The 15,389-nt window shown below is 69.6% G+C and carries 16 protein-coding genes; 9 read left to right on the forward strand and 7 right to left on the reverse strand.

Translation table 11 applies throughout. The features are described from left to right. Position 1: 1 nt before the first annotated feature. On the reverse strand, positions 2–1,657 hold the full coding sequence (locus KBO27_RS04785) for a fumarate hydratase (RefSeq protein WP_210968744.1): 1,656 nt from the start codon (positions 1,655–1,657) through the stop codon (positions 2–4). Positions 1,658–1,844: 187 nt separating this feature from the next. On the opposite strand from KBO27_RS04785, the gene KBO27_RS04790 reads away from it, so the two are divergent. Next, positions 1,845–2,558, forward strand: a complete 714-nt coding sequence (locus KBO27_RS04790) for a tyrosine-protein phosphatase (RefSeq protein ID WP_210968745.1) — start codon at positions 1,845–1,847, stop codon at positions 2,556–2,558. 250 nt (positions 2,559–2,808) lie between these two features. Here KBO27_RS04790 and KBO27_RS04795 read toward each other — a convergent pair whose 3' ends face one another. From KBO27_RS04795 to KBO27_RS04805, 3 genes are all read right to left on the reverse strand, one after another. After that, positions 2,809–3,780, reverse strand: coding sequence for a sigma-70 family RNA polymerase sigma factor (locus KBO27_RS04795; RefSeq protein ID WP_132672615.1), 972 nt, complete (start codon positions 3,778–3,780; stop codon positions 2,809–2,811). Positions 3,781–4,116: 336 nt separating this feature from the next. Further along, complete coding sequence (gene dtd, locus KBO27_RS04800) at positions 4,117–4,542, reverse strand: D-aminoacyl-tRNA deacylase (protein ID WP_210968746.1); 426 nt, start codon at positions 4,540–4,542, stop codon at positions 4,117–4,119. After that, complete coding sequence (locus KBO27_RS04805) at positions 4,539–6,053, reverse strand: N5-glutamine methyltransferase family protein (protein ID WP_210968747.1); 1,515 nt, start codon at positions 6,051–6,053, stop codon at positions 4,539–4,541. Before KBO27_RS04805 ends, dtd begins: the two co-directional genes overlap by 4 nt. A gap of 122 nt (positions 6,054–6,175) precedes the next feature. On the opposite strand from KBO27_RS04805, the gene KBO27_RS04810 reads away from it, so the two are divergent. The 3 genes from KBO27_RS04810 to KBO27_RS04820 are packed head-to-tail and all read left to right on the forward strand — an operon-like array spanning position 6,176 to position 8,119. Beyond that, positions 6,176–6,733: an isochorismatase family protein gene (locus tag KBO27_RS04810; RefSeq protein WP_210968748.1), complete on the forward strand. Its 558-nt coding sequence runs from the start codon at positions 6,176–6,178 to the stop codon at positions 6,731–6,733. A 47-nt stretch (positions 6,734–6,780) separates the two neighbouring features. Continuing rightward, entirely contained in the window at positions 6,781–7,497 is a 717-nt protein-coding gene (locus tag KBO27_RS04815) for a class I SAM-dependent methyltransferase (protein WP_210968749.1), read from the forward strand. Between the two features lie 43 nt (positions 7,498–7,540). Further along, complete coding sequence (locus KBO27_RS04820) at positions 7,541–8,119, forward strand: HhH-GPD-type base excision DNA repair protein (RefSeq protein ID WP_210968750.1); 579 nt, start codon at positions 7,541–7,543, stop codon at positions 8,117–8,119. A gap of 95 nt (positions 8,120–8,214) precedes the next feature. Here the strand turns inward: KBO27_RS04820 and KBO27_RS04825 are convergent, their stop codons facing one another. Further along, complete coding sequence (locus tag KBO27_RS04825) at positions 8,215–8,889, reverse strand: lysophospholipid acyltransferase family protein (protein WP_210968751.1); 675 nt, start codon at positions 8,887–8,889, stop codon at positions 8,215–8,217. 142 nt (positions 8,890–9,031) lie between these two features. Here KBO27_RS04825 and KBO27_RS04830 point away from each other — a divergent pair, with 142 nt between their 5' ends. Then, positions 9,032–9,379: a DUF3099 domain-containing protein gene (locus KBO27_RS04830; protein WP_210968752.1), complete on the forward strand. Its 348-nt coding sequence runs from the start codon at positions 9,032–9,034 to the stop codon at positions 9,377–9,379. Positions 9,380–9,450: 71 nt separating this feature from the next. Next, the gene (locus KBO27_RS04835; protein WP_132672622.1) at positions 9,451–9,699 is read left to right on the forward strand and encodes a DUF3039 domain-containing protein; all 249 of its coding nucleotides are present in this window, start codon (positions 9,451–9,453) and stop codon (positions 9,697–9,699) included. Positions 9,700–9,726: 27 nt separating this feature from the next. On the opposite strand, the gene KBO27_RS04840 is transcribed toward KBO27_RS04835, so the two are convergent. Continuing rightward, positions 9,727–10,860, reverse strand: coding sequence for a YihY/virulence factor BrkB family protein (locus KBO27_RS04840; protein ID WP_210968753.1), 1,134 nt, complete (start codon positions 10,858–10,860; stop codon positions 9,727–9,729). 266 nt (positions 10,861–11,126) lie between these two features. Between KBO27_RS04840 and KBO27_RS04845 the strand changes: the two genes are divergently transcribed. The 3 genes from KBO27_RS04845 (at position 11,127) to KBO27_RS04855 (ending at position 14,978) form a co-directional block, all read left to right on the forward strand. Further along, the gene (locus KBO27_RS04845) at positions 11,127–12,896 is read left to right on the forward strand and encodes a DEAD/DEAH box helicase (protein WP_132681464.1); all 1,770 of its coding nucleotides are present in this window, start codon (positions 11,127–11,129) and stop codon (positions 12,894–12,896) included. 70 nt (positions 12,897–12,966) lie between these two features. Then, positions 12,967–13,704: a hypothetical protein gene (locus tag KBO27_RS04850; protein WP_210968754.1), complete on the forward strand. Its 738-nt coding sequence runs from the start codon at positions 12,967–12,969 to the stop codon at positions 13,702–13,704. Between the two features lie 62 nt (positions 13,705–13,766). After that, positions 13,767–14,978: a cysteine desulfurase-like protein gene (locus KBO27_RS04855; RefSeq protein WP_210968755.1), complete on the forward strand. Its 1,212-nt coding sequence runs from the start codon at positions 13,767–13,769 to the stop codon at positions 14,976–14,978. A 62-nt stretch (positions 14,979–15,040) separates the two neighbouring features. Here the strand turns inward: KBO27_RS04855 and KBO27_RS04860 are convergent, their stop codons facing one another. Continuing rightward, positions 15,041–15,226: a DUF7455 domain-containing protein gene (locus KBO27_RS04860; protein WP_210968756.1), complete on the reverse strand. Its 186-nt coding sequence runs from the start codon at positions 15,224–15,226 to the stop codon at positions 15,041–15,043. Positions 15,227–15,389 lie beyond the last annotated feature (163 nt).

Below are 15,389 nucleotides of genomic sequence, written 5' to 3' on the forward strand. Positions count from 1 at the left end.
CTCAGCGGCCGAAGGAGATCTGCAGGGTGGGCTGCGTCGAGTTGGCGAAGAAGTCGTTGCCCTTGTCGTCGACGACGATGAAGGCGGGGAAGTCCTCGACCTCGATGCGCCAGACCGCTTCCATGCCCAGCTCGGGGTACTCCAGCACCTCGACCTTGCGGATGCAGTCCTGCGCCAGCCGCGCGGCCGGTCCACCGATCGAACCGAGGTAGAACCCGCCGTGGTTCTGGCAGGACTCGGCGACCTTCTTCGACCGGTTGCCCTTGGCCAGCATGACCATCGAGCCACCCGCGGCCTGGAACTGCTCGACGTAGGAGTCCATCCGGCCGGCGGTGGTCGGGCCGAAGGAACCCGAGGCGTAGCCGTCGGGGGTCTTGGCCGGACCGGCGTAGTAGACCGGGTGGTCGCGCATGTAGTCGGGCATCGGCTCGCCCGCGTCGAGCCGCTCGGCGATCTTGGAGTGCGCGATGTCGCGCGCCACGACCAGCGGCCCGGTCAGCGAGACGCGGGTCTTGACCGGCAGCTTGGACAGCTCGGAGCGGATCTCGGCCATCGGCCGGTTCAGGTCGATCTTGATGACCTCGTCGGAGAGCTGCTCGTCGGCGACCTCCGGCAGGTACTTGGCCGGGTCGCGCTCCAACTGCTCCAGGAACACGCCCTCAGGGGTGATCTTGGCCTTGGCCTGCCGGTCCGCCGAGCAGGACACCGCGACGCCGACCGGCAGCGAAGCGCCGTGCCGGGGCAGCCGGATCACGCGCACGTCGTGGCAGAAGTACTTGCCGCCGAACTGCGCGCCGATGCCGAACTGGCGGGTCATCTCCAGGACCTGCTGCTCCATCTCGACGTCGCGCAGCGCGTGCCCGGAGCCCGAGCCCTCGCGCGGGAGCTCGTCGAGGTAGCGCGCCGAGGCGAGCTTGGCGACCTTGAGGTTGTACTCGGCCGACATGCCGCCGACGACGATCGCCAGGTGGTACGGCGGGCACGCGGCGGTGCCCAGCGAGCGCAGTTTCTCCTCCAGGAAGCGGCCCAGGCGCGTCGGGTTCAGCAGCGCCTTCGTCTCCTGGTAGAGGAAGGTCTTGTTCGCGCTGCCGCCGCCCTTGGCCATGAACAGCAGCTCGTAGAACGGGTCGGTGCCCGGCTTGTTGAACAGCTCGATCTGGGCGGGCAGGTTGCTGCCGGTGTTGCGCTCTTCCCAGAAGTTCAGCGGCGCCATCTGCGAGTAGCGCAGGTTGAGGTCCTGGTAGGCGTTGAAGATACCGCGAGCCAGCGACTCCTCGTCCTGGCCGCCGGTGAGCACCGACTCGGTCCGCTTGCCGATGACGATCGCGGTGCCGGTGTCCTGGCACATCGGCAGCACCCCGCCGGCCGACACGCAGGCGTTGCGCAGCAGGTCCGTGGCCACGAAGCGGTCGTTCGCGCTGGCCTCGGGGTCTTCCACGATCGACTTCAGCTGGGCGAGGTGCGACGGACGCAGCAGGTGCTGGATGTCCTTGATCGCCTCGGCGGCCAGCGAGGTCAGCGTGGCGGGTTCGATCTCCAGGAAGCGGCGCCCTGCGGCTTCGACGACCTTGATGCCTTCATCGGTCACCAAGCGGTACTCGGTGTCGTCGGGGCCGAGGGGGAGCACCTCGGTGAAGTCGAAATTCGTGGTGGTCATGTCGCGGCTCCTTTGCGCGCGTTCGGGTTACGCGTGCACTCATGTAACCGCGCAGCGGATCACGCCGTCCACACGGGTGGGCTATGTGTGACGGAGACCTGATGGTGCGCGCCGGGTGCGGCCTGGTCGAAATCTGCTCGGATTGACATTCTCGGGGGTGGACGGCTCCCCTCACATCGGAGGCTTCATGCCGACGTCGGACGCTCTCGATGAACTGGTCAACCTCCGCGACCTCGGCGGTCAGCCCACCGGCGACGGTGTGCTGACCAGGCCCGGCGTGGTCTACCGCAGCGACGCGCCGCACCCCGGTGATCGGGATCCGGCCGAGACCGCCGCGTGGCCGCCGCGGGTGGTGGTGGACCTGCGCGAAGCGGTCGAGACGCAGGACGAGCACCCGCTGGCCACCGTCGCCCAGGTCCACCGGGTTCGGGTGTTGGAAGGGCTGGACAAGCCGGAGACCGACGGTTCCGTGCACGAGCTGACCCTGCTCTACGAGGGGATGCTGCAGGGCGCTCCGAAGAAGCTCGTCGAGGTGTTCCGGCAGGTCCTGGAGGCCGACGGCCCGGCGCTGGTGCACTGCGCGGCGGGCAAGGACCGGACCGGTGTGGTCTCGGCGATGCTGCTGGGCGCGGCGGGAGTGCGGCAGGACGCGATCATCGCCGACTACGTGCGCACCGACAAGAACATGTTCCGCGTGCTGCAGCGCCTCAACGAGGCGCCGGAACTGCCGCCCGGCGTGGACGAGGAGATGGTCGCCGAGTTCTTGGCGACCCCGACTCAGGCCATCGAGCGAGTGCTGGAGATCTTCGACGACCACCGGGGCGCCGCGGGCTGGTTGAGCACCCACGGGGTCACCGACGACGAGCTGGATCGCTGGCAGGAGAAGTTCCTGCAGAAGTAGGTGAGGAGGCCGGACCCGCCTGTTCGACGAGCCCGCCCTCCTCCAGCAAGCGGTGGAGGACCCCACCGCTCAAGCAACGGGAAGAAGATCTTCGCGTTTTCTCCGCGTCCGGTCAACGAGCCGATCGGGTGCAAAGTGATGCCGGGTCGGCCCGAACCGGGCACGACCTCGCGCCGATCGCCTCAACCGTCGCAGAGGTCACAGGAGAAGGCGGAGCGCCCCCCGGGTGGGGAGGGGCGCTCCGCCTGGTTCAGCTGGCGTAGGCGCGGAGCCGGTCGGCGCGGTCGCCCTGGCGGAGCTTGGACATGACCTCGCGCTCGATCTGGCGGACCCGCTCGCGGGACAGCCCGAACGCCTTGCCGATCTGGTCCAGGGTGCGCGGCTGGCCGTCTTCGAGGCCGTAACGCATCCGGATGACCGCCTGCTCGCGCTCCTCCAGCGTGGACAGCACCCTGCGCAGGTCGTCCTGCAGGAAGCCCGAGATCACCGCGTTCTCGGCGTCGGCGGACTCGGCGTCCTCGATGAAGTCACCGAGCGGCGCGTCCTCCTCGGCGCCCACCGGCATGTCCAGGCTCACCGGGTCACGCGAGTGGTCCATCAGGTCGAGGATCTTCTCGACCGGGATGCCGGCCTCTTCCGAGAGCTCGTCGTCGGTGGCCTCGCGGCCCAGCTTCTGGTGCAGGTCGCGCTTGATCCGGGCCAGCTTGTTGACCTGCTCGACCAGGTGGACGGGCAGCCGGATGGTGCGGCTCTGGTCGGCCATGCCCCGGGTGATGGCCTGGCGGATCCACCAGGTCGCGTAGGTCGAGAACTTGAAGCCCTTGGTGTAGTCGAACTTCTCCACCGCGCGGATCAGGCCCAGGTTGCCCTCCTGGATGAGGTCCAGCAGGGGCATGCCGCGTCCGGTGTAGCGCTTGGCGAGGCTGACGACCAGACGGAGGTTGGCCTCCATCAGGTGGTTCTTCGCGCGCCGACCATCCCGCACGACGGCATTGAGGTCCGAACGCCGCTCGGGGGAGAGGTTCTTGCCGGTCTCCAGCAAGTGCTTGGCGAAAACTCCGGCCTCGATCCGCTTGGCGAGGTCGACCTCTTCCTGTGCGGTGAGCAGCGCGGTGCGCCCGATGCCGTTGAGGTAGACGCGCACCAGGTCGGCCGATGGTCCCTGGGTGTCCAGTTCTTCGGCGACGGCGACGTCTGGCTTGGTGGTCTGCGGGACGGTCATGAGCTCCCTCCCTGACGGGCTGGCTAGCGGGGCGCAATTCACACCGACGCATCGGTGCGCGGTGCGGAAGACGCGTACGCTCGGTATTACCGGGGCTTCCGCGTCGACGTTCTTCTCCGGATGTCGGGTCGGTGCCAGGCTGTCGGTTCCGCCGGATGTCCGGTCGGGAACTTCCAGGGTTCGGTCACCGCTGTCGGCATGGCCGTCGAAGCTTCGTTACCTGGAAAACGACGGGCGCGACGAATTCGTTCCCGATGTTCTCGATTCGAAGACGTCGCGGCCGTCACATCCGTTGCGCCCCCAAGCCTGAGGGTTTCCTGAGAGCTCTCGTTACATTTAGACCTCAACCAAAAGTGTGAATGGTCCGTCGTTCACGCTTTCGACCGCCATCATCGCCCCGAACACCCCCGTGGACACCCGAGCGCCCCGCTCGCGGAGCTCCGCGACGACCTCGTCCACCAGCGGCTCCGCCTGCTCGGGGCGGGCCGCTTCGGTCCACGACGGTCGACGTCCCTTCTTGGTCGATCCGTACAGGGTGAACTGGCTGACGACGAGCAGCGGAGCCCCGGTCGTGGCGCACGACTCCTCGTCCCGCAGGGCTCGAATCTCGTGCAGTTTCCGGGCCATTTTTACGACTTCCTCACGGCCGTCGGAATGCGTCACACCCAATAGGACCAACAGTCCGGGTTCATCGATCTTGCCGACCACTTCACCCTCGACCGTTACCGAGGCGCGAGTGACGCGCGTGGCGATTGCCCTCATTGATCAACACCTCGCCATTCGGCCGGAACGACCATTCCGTGCCGCACGAGTTCGCGCACCATCGGAATCGCAGCGGAGGTCAACTCCTCCACATCTTCGCCGTAACCCATCGCGAGCAACTCCAGCAGTTCGTCCAACGGCAGCGCACCGCGGAATCCCGCCAGCAACCGGACGCCGAGTTCGTCGATCTCGTGCTGCCAACCGGGTCCGTCGGTGCGGTGCAGGCGGTGCACGATCGGCTCCCAGCCCTCGTCTCCGGGCTGCGAGACCTGCTCCAGCACCGTGCTGTCGGCGGTGACCAGGCGAGCGGCCAGCAGGTCGTCGTCCGAGTCGTGCTCCCGCAGCCAGTCGACCCGGCGCAGCCAGGCGTCGGACTCCGGGCCCAGCGGGTCGTCGAAGGCGTGCCGCAGGTCCTCGCAGATGACCTCACCGGGACCGTCGGTGCGGCGCAGGGTGACGAAGCCGAAGCCGATGCCGATCACGTCGTTGCTCTCGAACCAGTCCAGCCACTCCGCGGCCTTGCGCATGCCCTGCTCGGAACGCAGGTCGTATCCGGCGTCGCGCAACCAGGTGCCGACGTAGAGGTCGGGGTCGGCGACGTCGCGCTGCACGAACCAGGCGTCCACCCCCGCGCTCGGCGGGAGCCAGGACGCGACGCGGTCCTCCCAGTCCTCGCCCTCGCGGTGCACCCAGGACGCCAGCAGCTGCCCGGTACCGCCCTCGTTGAGGAACGACGGCAGCTGGCGCACCACCAGCGCGCTCGCATCGTCACCGGCCAGACCGGAGTCGCGGTAGGTGAAGTCGGTGCGCGGCGGTCCGACCACGAACGGCGGGTTGCACACGACCAGGTCGAACCGGCGGCCCCGGACCGGGTCGAACCACTCGCCCTCGCCGAGCTCGGCGTCGACGTCGTTGAGCCGGAAGGTCGCCGCGGCCAGCGCCAACGCCCGCTGCGAGACGTCGGTGACGGTGATGCTGCTCGCGTGCGTGCTCGCGTGCAGCGCCTGCACGCCGCAGCCGGTGCCCAGGTCGAGCACCGAGCCGACCGGCCGCCGGGCGGTGGCGCGCACCAGGCTCAGCGAGGCGTGCCCGACGCCCAGCACGTGGTCGGGGTCGACGGGACGGCCACCGCGCAGATCGGAGTCCAGGTCCGACACGACCCACCAGGAGTGCTCGCCCTCGCCGTGGGGGCGGATGTCGAGCCCGGCGCGCAGCAGCTCGCCGTCGGCGGCGAGGATGCCGGCCGCCAGCGCGTCGTCGATGGTCAGCGAGCCCAGCGCGGCCTGCACGTCGGCGCGGGTCTCGGGTCGGCCCAGCAGGAACAGGCGGACCAGGGTGCCCAGCGGGCCGGCGCCCTCGGTGGCGCGCAGCGCGGGCATCGGCTCGCCGCGGCCGAGCGCGGCGTGCGCGGAGTGGCCGAGCAGGTCGAGGACGCCGTCGGCGTCGTAGGAGGCGGCGCGGAACGCCTCGCGAAGTCGGTCGATGCGGTCAGCGGACAGATCTGGAATCACGTCCTGAATCCTCACACGCCCGCCGACCGATGCCGCCGCTCACTCGGTCGGGCGGTTCGCTGCGGCCGGAAACCGTCGGTGGTGCGACCTAGCATCGAGGCATCGCTGATGGGGGAGTCGACATGACCGTTCTGGACAACAGGCCGAACACCGCGTTGCTGGTCATCGACGTGCAGAAGGGCGTGGTCGCCGACGCGCACGATCGGGACCGGGTCGTGGCCACCATCGGCCATCTCGTCGGCCGGGCGCGTTCGGCCGGTGTCGACGTGGTGTGGATCCAGCACCACGACGACGGGCTGGTCCGCGACAGCGAGGGCTGGGAGCTGGTTCCCGAGCTGGACCGCGGCGAGTCCGAGCCGCTGGTGCACAAGTCCTACGGAGACGCCTTCGAGGACACCGACCTCGAGAAGGTGCTCGCCCACCGCGGCATCGGCCGGCTGATCGTCACCGGGGCGCAGACCGATCAGTGCGTCCGGTGCACGCTGCACGGCGCGTTCGTCCGCGGCTACGACGCGACGCTGGTCGCCGACGCGCACACCACCAGCGACCTCAGCAGCTACGGGGCGCCATCGCCGGACGAGGTCATCGCGCACACCAACCTGTACTGGCAGTACCAGGTCGCACCTGGGCGCACGGCAGGAACGGTCAGCGCGGCGGAGGTCGACTTCGCCCGCGCATGAGCGAATCGGCGGTAGGCACCGCGCCGACGCCTCGCTAGATTCGATCGGTGCCTGACGCGATGTTCGCCGATCCCCGGCTCGCGCCGCTCTACGACGCGTTCGAATCCGACCGCAGCGACCTGCCCGCCTACGTCGAGATCGCCGACGAGCTGGGCGCGGCCCGGGTTCTCGACGTCGGGTGCGGCACCGGCTCGCTGGCGATCCTGCTCGAGGAAACCGGCCGGACGGTCGTGGGAACCGATCCCGCGGAGGCCTCGCTCGCGGTGGCCAGGTCCAAGGACGGCTCCGCGCGGATCGTCTGGGTGCGCTGCGACGCCACCGTCCTGCCGACGATCGCGGCCGATCTCGTGGTGATGACCGGCAACGTCGCGCAGGTCTTCCGCACCGACGAGGAGTGGACGCGCGTCCTGCTCAGCGTCCGCGCCGCCCTCCGGCCGGGCACGCACTTCGTGTTCGAGACGAGGAAGCCGGAGCGCCGCGATTGGGAGCGGTGGCCGGGAACGACCAGCGTCGACCTGCCGGACCTCGGCCGCGTCGAACGGCACGACGAGCTCACCGACGTGAGCCCTCCGCTGATCTCGTTCCGCAACACCTACCGGTTCCCCGACGGCGAGGAGATCACCTCCGAGTCCACCCTGCGCTTCCGCACCCGGGACGAGATCGACGCGAGCCTCGCCGAAGCGGGCTTCGAGCTGCGCGAGGTGCGCGAAGCGCCGGACCGCCCGGGCCTGGAGGACGTCTACATCGCCCGCCGGGCGGACTGAGCGCGAACGCGTTCCCGGCCTGGTGTCGTGAGATGATGCGGCCATGTCCGACGCACTGCACCTGACCGGCGACGCCGAGGCGGACCGGTTGCTCTCCGAGGACTCGTTCGCCCTGCTCACCGGGATGCTTCTCGATCAGCAGGTGGCGATGGAGCTGGCGTTCGCCGGTCCCAAGAAGATCGCGGACAGGATGGGCGGGTTCGACGTCGCCAAGATCGCCGAGGCCGATCCGGAGGAGTTCGTCGAGCTCTGCGTGCGCAAGCCCGCGATCCACCGCTACGGCGGTTCGATGGCCAAGCGAGTCCAGGCCCTCGCCCAGCACGTCGTCGAGCACTACGACGGCCGGACCGAGGCGCTGTGGACCGACGGCGACCCCGACGGCAAGGAAGTCCTCAAGCGGCTCAAGGCCCTCCCCGGTTACGGCGAGCAGAAGGCCCGGATCTTCCTCGCCCTGCTCGGCAAGCAGCGCGGGGTCGAGCCGCAGGGTTGGCGCGAAGCGGCGGGCGCCTACGGCGACGAGGGCTCGCGGCGTTCCATCGCCGACGTCGTCGACGAGCAGACCCTCCAGGAGGTCCGCTCGTTCAAGAAGGCCCAGAAGGCCGCCGCGAAGGCTGCGAAGTAGCCGCGCGCACTTCCTGCTGAGCGGGTGGCGACGGAAGCCGGGGTGAACGAGAACCGGCCGCCCTCGTGACGAGGACGGCCGGGCGGAACGGGCGGTCAGGCGGCGGCTGCTGCTCCGGGCTTCTGGTACTTGTCGACGTACTCCTGGTCCGAGAGCTCGGAGATGGCGTACATGATCTCGTCGGTGATCGAGCGCAGGACCGGGAGCGACGCCTCCATCCCCGAGTAGCGGGTGAAGTCCAGCGGGTCGCCGAAGCGGACCGTGACCTTGGCCAGGCGCGGGATCTTGGTGCCGCGGGGCTGCAGCTTGTCGGTGCCGGTCAGCGCCACCGGGACGACCGGGGCGCCGGTGTTGAGGGTGAGCCGGGCGACGCCGGTGCGGCCCCGGTAGAGACGGCCGTCGGGGGAGCGGGTGCCCTCCGGGTGGATGCCGAAGGCGCCGCCGTTGCGCAGGACGTCCTCGGCCGCACCGATGGCCTCCATCGCGGCCCGGCCGCGTCCCCGCTCGACCGGGATCGCGCCCAGCGAGCTGAACAGCCACTTGCTCAGGCCGCCCTTGAAACCCGTGCCCTGGAAGTACTCGGCTTTGGCCAGGAACGCCACCGGACGTGGCAGCACCAGCGGGACGATGAAGCTGTCCAGCACGGCGAGGTGGTTCGGCGCCAGGATCACCGGGCCCGTCGTGGGCACCTTCTCCGCGCCGATGATCTTGGGTCGGTAGACGGACCGGGCTACCGCACCCACGACCCGTTTGCTCACCGCGTACATCATGTGTGGTCACTCCCGCGCCGAAGTTCTCTCGCTCCCACGTCGAATCTAACGCGGTGAGGTTTCGCGCGTGCGTCGCGCCGGTCAACCAGTGGGGGTAATCGCCGGGCCCCGGGGGTATCGGCGGGCACCTGCGGGTGGGAGCATGGAAGTCGGAGGTAGCGTCGTGAACACTTCACATCGTGACGACACCCCGGTGCTGATCACCGAGGCTCAGCCGTCGATGGACGATGAGCAGGCGACTCGCCGCCGCAGGTACGCGATCATGATGGCAAGCCGGATTCCGTGCCTGATCGGCGCGGTGGTCGTGTTCCAGGTGTGGCAGCTGTGGTGGTTGGCCCTGATCATCCTGGCCATTTCGATCCCCTTGCCGTGGATGGCGGTCCTGATCGCCAACGATCGGCCCGCCCGCAAGTCCGAGCACGTGAACCGGTTCCGCCGTTCGCACCGCAGCATCGAGTCCTCGAGCCATCGCGTCATCGAGAGCACCTGACACCGCCTCTGCGGTGGTCGGACCGGAGCCGCTGCGGACAGACGCATGCGGCGTGCGGCATCATTGGTGCCATGAGCACGATGACGCTGCCGGAGACCGACACCCGGAACGAGACAGCTGATCAGACCAGCGATGATCGTCCCGAGGTATTCCACTACGTGCAGAAGGACAAGATCGCCGAGAGCGCGGTCATGGGCACCCACGTCGTGGCGCTGTGCGGCGAGGTCTTCCCGGTCACCAAGTCCGCGAAGCCCGGTTCGCCCGTCTGCCCGGACTGCAAGGAGATCTTCGAGTCGTTGCCTCCCGGGGCCGACAAGTAAGTCGGGTGCCTCCCGAACCGCCGCGGGTCAGCCGCCGTGCGGTTCGGGTTGGCCTGCGCGCTTGAAGTTCACCGGCTTGCCGTTGGTGTGCGGCGGCTCTGGGTCGGACTTCGGTGACTCCGCCTCGTGCTCCGGTTCCGGCGTGTTGTCCTCGCGCCAGGCGCGGTAGCCGTCCTCGGTGTGCATCCGCTGAGCCAGTCGCCGCATCTCCAGCCGGCGCCAGCGCCGCCGCTCGCGGCGGGTCATCTTGGCCGGCCACATCTCCTGGATCGCGTTGTTGAACTCCGCGCCCATGATGATCGCGAAGCCGATGAAGAACGCGAAGAGCAGGAACGCGATCGGCGTGGCCAGCGCGCCGTAGGTGTATCCGGTGCTGGTGATCCAGGTGATGTAGACCCGCAGCCCGTAGCTGGCCACCAGGAACAGCACCATCGCCAGCAGCGCGCCCGGCACGCCGCGGTGCCAGGGCAGCTTGCGCGGGAGCGCCACGCTGTAGAGCGTGGCCAGCGCGATCACCAGACCGGCGGCCGTGGCCGGGTAGTAGATCGCGTGGATGAGCCAGGTGACGTCGTCCTGCAGCGCGTGCGGGAACACCGTCGGCAGCCACTCCGGTCCCAGCGCCACCACCGGCATCCCGATGATCGCCAGCACCAGGCCCACCAGGTAGAGCAGCAGCGCCACGATCCGCTGCCAGACGCTGTTGCGAACCAGGTACTGGTCGTAGGCCTGGGTGATCGAGTCCACCAGCGACGCCAGCGCCGAGGAACCCGCCCAGAGCGACAGCAGGAAACCCATCGAGGCGATCTCGCTGCGTCCCTTGGTCAGGATGTCGCCTACCGTCGGTCCGATGATCTGGTCCACGACGCTGCTGGTGAACACGGTCCGGCAGAAGGCCAGGATCTTGTCGTGCACCGCGTCGACGATCGCGGGCCCGAACCAGTCGCCGAGGTAGCCCAAGCTGCCCAGCAGACCCAGCAGCAGCGGTGGCAGCGACATCGTCTGCCAGAACGCCGCAGCCGCGGATTCCGAGAAGATGTTGTCCCACCACGCCTTGTCCAGGGTGCGTGCGACCAAGCGCAGGGGACCGCGGCGGACCGGGACCTCGTCCCGCGCTGCGGTCGCGCTGCGCCCCCGACTGTCTGGCGAACTCGGCGAACCCATGTCGCCTATAAGGATGCTTCATAGCTCCGGCGCTTAGGCGTCGAGGTGTTGAAACCGGAGTGTCGGAACCATCTCGATCGGCCGAACCGGTGTCGACCGGAGCGCGAAGGTAAGCTGCACGGCGGCCCGCCACGAGTTGATCGGTGCTGGTTGATCCAGTTCTCCGGTCAGACCAGATGTCCGGGGGAGTGTGGCGGTCGCGGGGCTCAACGGATGTGCCCGCACCATCCGGTTTGGGGAAACGAGGAAGGGAGCGGCGAGCCGGCGTGTCCGAAGCGCAACTCGACTATTCCGTCCGATCTGTTCTTAGCGACCCCTCGCAGGCACCGTCCCGGCCACTTCGAGCCTGGCAGCGGCGAGCCCTCACCAAGTACCTGGCCAACCGGCCCACGGACTTCCTGGCCGTCGCGACGCCCGGCGCGGGCAAGACGACCTTCGGTCTGCGGGTGGCCGCCGAACTGCTCGCCGACCGCACGGTCGAGCAGGTCACGGTGGTCGCGCCGACCGAGCACCTCAAGCACCAGTGGGCGTTGGCGGCCGGCGGCGCCGGGATCCCGCTGGACTCCAACTTCCGCAACGCCGACGGCATCACCTCCAGCGACTACCGCGGCGTGGTCGTCACCTACGCGCAGGTCGCGGCACATCCCAACCTGCACCGGGTGCGCACCGAGCGGCGCAAGACGCTGGTGATCCTCGACGAGGTGCACCACGCGGGCGACGCCAAGTCCTGGGGCGACGCGATCCGGGAGGCGTTCACCCCCGCGGTTCGCCGGCTGTCGCTGACCGGTACGCCGTTCCGCAGCGACGACTCGCCCATCCCGTTCATCGGGTACGAGCCCGACGCCGACGGGTCGTTGCGCAGCCGCGCCGACCACTCCTACGGCTACTCCGACGCGCTCGCCGACGGCGTCGTGCGGCCGGTGCTCTTCCTCGCCTACTCGGGCGAGGCGCGCTGGCGCACCAACGCCGGCGACGAGTTCAGCGCGCGCCTCGGTGAGCCGCTGACCGCCGAGCAGACCGCCCGCGCGTGGCGGACCGCGCTGGACCCGTCCGGCGAGTGGATCCCCACGGTGCTCAAGGCCGCCGACACGCGCTTGGAGCAGCTCCGCCAGGGCGGCATCCCGGACGCGGGTGGCCTGGTGATCGCCTCCGACCACCCCACGGCCAAGGCCTACGCCAAGGCGCTGCACCAGATCACCGGCTCGGATCCGGTGGTCGTGCTCTCCGACGACCCGCAGGCCTCCTCGCGGATCGGCGCTTTCGCCGAGTCCGACGACAAGTGGATGGTCGCGGTCAGGATGGTCTCCGAAGGCGTCGACGTGCCTCGCCTGGCCGTCGGCGTCTACGCCACCAGCGCCTCGACGCCGCTGTTCTTCGCCCAGGCCATCGGCCGCTTCGTGCGATCGCGGCGACCGGGGGAGACGGCCAGCATCTTCCTGCCCAGCGTTCCGGTGCTGCTGGAGCTCGCCAGCCAGCTGGAGGCGCAGCGCGACCACGTGCTGGGCAAGCCGCACCGGGAGAAGGACGGTTGGGACGACGAGCTGGTCGCCGCCGCCAACGCCCAGCGCGACGAGCCCGGCGAGGAGGAGAAGGCGTTCACCTCTCTGGGCGCCGAGGCCGAGCTGGACCAGGTGATCTACGACGGTTCGTCGTTCGGCACCGCCGCGTTCAGCACCACCGAGGAGGAGCAGGACTACCTCGGGCTGCCGGGTCTGCTGGAACCGGATCAGGTCAGGGCGCTGCTGCGGCAGCGCCAGTCGCAGCAGCTGGACGACGTCGGCAAGCGAGAGGCCGATGCGAAGGCGGCCAAGGCCGCCGAGCAGGCCGAGCAGCAGTCGCGTCCGCAGAGCGTGCAGGAGCGGCTGCAGAAGCTGCGCAAGGAGCTCAACACGCTCGTGTCGCTGCACCACCACCGCACTCGCAAGCCGCACGGCAAGATCTACAACGAGCTGCAGAAGGTCTGCGGCGGTCCGCCCACGGCGATGGCCACGGTCGAGCAGCTCGAAGAGCGGATCGCGACCCTGCGGTCTTGGTGAACCCCTGATGCGCGGGCGGGTGTCCGGTTAACCTGTCACCCGCCAGAGCGACGATCTTGGGGCGGGTGCGGTGACCGGCGACGCGTGGAACATCGGGCTCAACATCATCGCCAGCGTGATCACCGGTTCGGTGGTCTGGATCTCCACTCGGTTGCTGCGACTTCGGAGGCTGCGCCGCAAGCAGGCGTTCTTCGGGATGAGCACCGGTGGCGACTGCTTGCTGGTGGTTCCCCGGATGGTGTCGGCGGACAACGAGCGCAGCGTCCACCGAAACGACGCTGCGGCGATGCTCGAGCTCTCGTCGATCCTGGGGGACTGCGGGGCGAAGCCCGAGGTGATCTTCCACGACCAGTCCGAGCATGGGCTGGCGGACAAGCCCGAGTTCTGCATCGGTGGCCCGACCGCCAACCGGCGCACCGCGGCTCACCTGCGGTCGGCGTTGCCAGGAGTGAGCGTGGGCGGACTGGACTCGAAGACGGCGATCGAGGTGGGCGGGGAGAGGTACCCGATGCAAAGCCGTCAGGTCGAGTACGTGGTCCTGGCCAAGATCATCCGCAGCAAGCAGGACAAGCCGGCCTTCCTGATCTGCGGTCAGACCTCGATCGCCAACCGTGCCGCCGCGCGGTACGTCGACGTCCAGCACCCGCGCCTGATGCGCACGTACGGCCGCAGGCGGCGCTTCTGCCTGCTCCTGCGCGTGGTGGAGTCCCAGAGCTACGGCCCCAGCGTCGTGGAACTGGTCCGAGACGTCACCGCCGACGCCTTCACACCGCGTCCCGCCGTGGTCGACGAGGCCGCCACCGCGTAGCGGCAGGACCGGCCCGAGGGTGATGATCTTGGCGGTGCGTTCGGTCTTCTAGGGTCGGCCACATGGGATTCGACGTGGAGAAGGTCCGGGCGCAGTACCCGGCGCTGGCGGACGGCCGGGCGTGGTTGGACGGGGCAGCGGGCACGCAGGTGCCGGAATCGGTGATCGAGGCGATCAGCGACGCCTACCGAGCCGGGTTGTCGAACGTGGGCGGACCGTACGAGTCGAGCCGCCGCTCGTCCGGGATCGTCGCCGAGGCTCGCGCGGCCGTGGCCGATCTGGTGGGCGCGCCCGATCCGGCGTGCGTGGCGTTCGGCCCGAGCATGACGTCACTGACCTACCGGTTCGCCGGAGTGCTGGCGCTCGGCTGGAACCCGGGCGACGAGATCGTCGTGACCGGCCTCGATCACGACGCCAACGTCCGGCCGTGGGTGCAGCTGGCGCAGCGGGCCGGTGCGACCGTGCGCACCGCCGAGATCGACCCGGCCACGGGTGAGCTCCCGGTCGACAACGTCGTCGGGCTGATCGGGGATCGCACCAAGCTGGTCGCGGTCACCGCCGCGTCCAATCTGCTGGGGGTCATGCCCGACCTCAAGCCGATCACCGACCGGGCCCGGGAGGTCGGCGCGCTGTCCTACGTCGACGGCGTGCAGCACTGCCCGCACGCGCACGTGCGGATCGCCGACCTGGGTGCGGACCTCTACGCCACCAGCGCCTACAAGTGGGCCGGACCGCACCTGGCGGCCGTCGTCGCCGCCGATCCGTGGGTCTTGGAGAACCTCCACCCGGACAAGCTCGCGCCGTCGCCCGAGAGCTCCCCGGAGCGCTTCGAGCTCGGTACCAACCCCTTCGCCCCGATGGCCGGTGTCGTCGCGGCGGTGGAGCACCTGGCGGGCCTGGACGGCGATGCGACGGGCAGCCGCGCCGAACGCCTCGCGACGTCGCGGGCGGCCGTCGTGGCGCACGAGGAGCGGCTCGCCGGTCGGTTGTTCTCGGGACTGGCCGAACTGGACGGTGTCCAGCGCCACGGCACCCCGCAGGGCCCCACCACGCCCACCGCGTTCTTCACCGTGCGGGGCAAGGCCCCGGCGGAGGTCTCCGCGGTGCTGTCGGAGCGGGGGCTGAACGTCTCCGCCGGCCACTCCTACGCCTGGGAGCTCGTTCACGCCCTCGGCATCGGTCCCGAGGGCGGCGTGCGGGCGAGCCTGTCGCACTACTCGACGGCCGACGAGGTCGACCGCCTGCTCGCGGCCCTGCGCGAGATCAGCGCCTGAGAACGCACCGGGCCCCCGCAGCGCTCGGCTGCGGGGGCCCGGTGACCTGGCTGATCAGGTTGTCACTGCTCGTCCTGTTGGAGGTCGGCCCGCACGTCGCGGAGACCGGCTTCGTAGGCGCGGGCGTGGTGCCCGCAGAACAGAAGCTCGCCACCGGACGGTAGTACGGCGCGAGCCTTGGCAGCGGCCCCGCAGCGGTCGCAGCGGTCGGCGGCGGTCAGCTCGGGGCGGGTGAGCGTTCCCGGCATCGATATCTCCCTCCGTCCCGGCGTCGGATTCCACCCGACGCCCTCGATCCTGCTACGACCACCGGTGTCCTACTGGCTGCAGGGTCGGTGCTCGTTGGCTCTACTCTTCCAGACGTTTTAACCGGAGTCAGTGTTCCCGCGCGGGCTAGCGACGGTCGTCACC

The sequence above is a fragment of the Saccharopolyspora endophytica genome, from assembly GCF_018070075.1.
GTDB lineage: Bacteria > Actinomycetota > Actinomycetes > Mycobacteriales > Pseudonocardiaceae > Saccharopolyspora > Saccharopolyspora endophytica.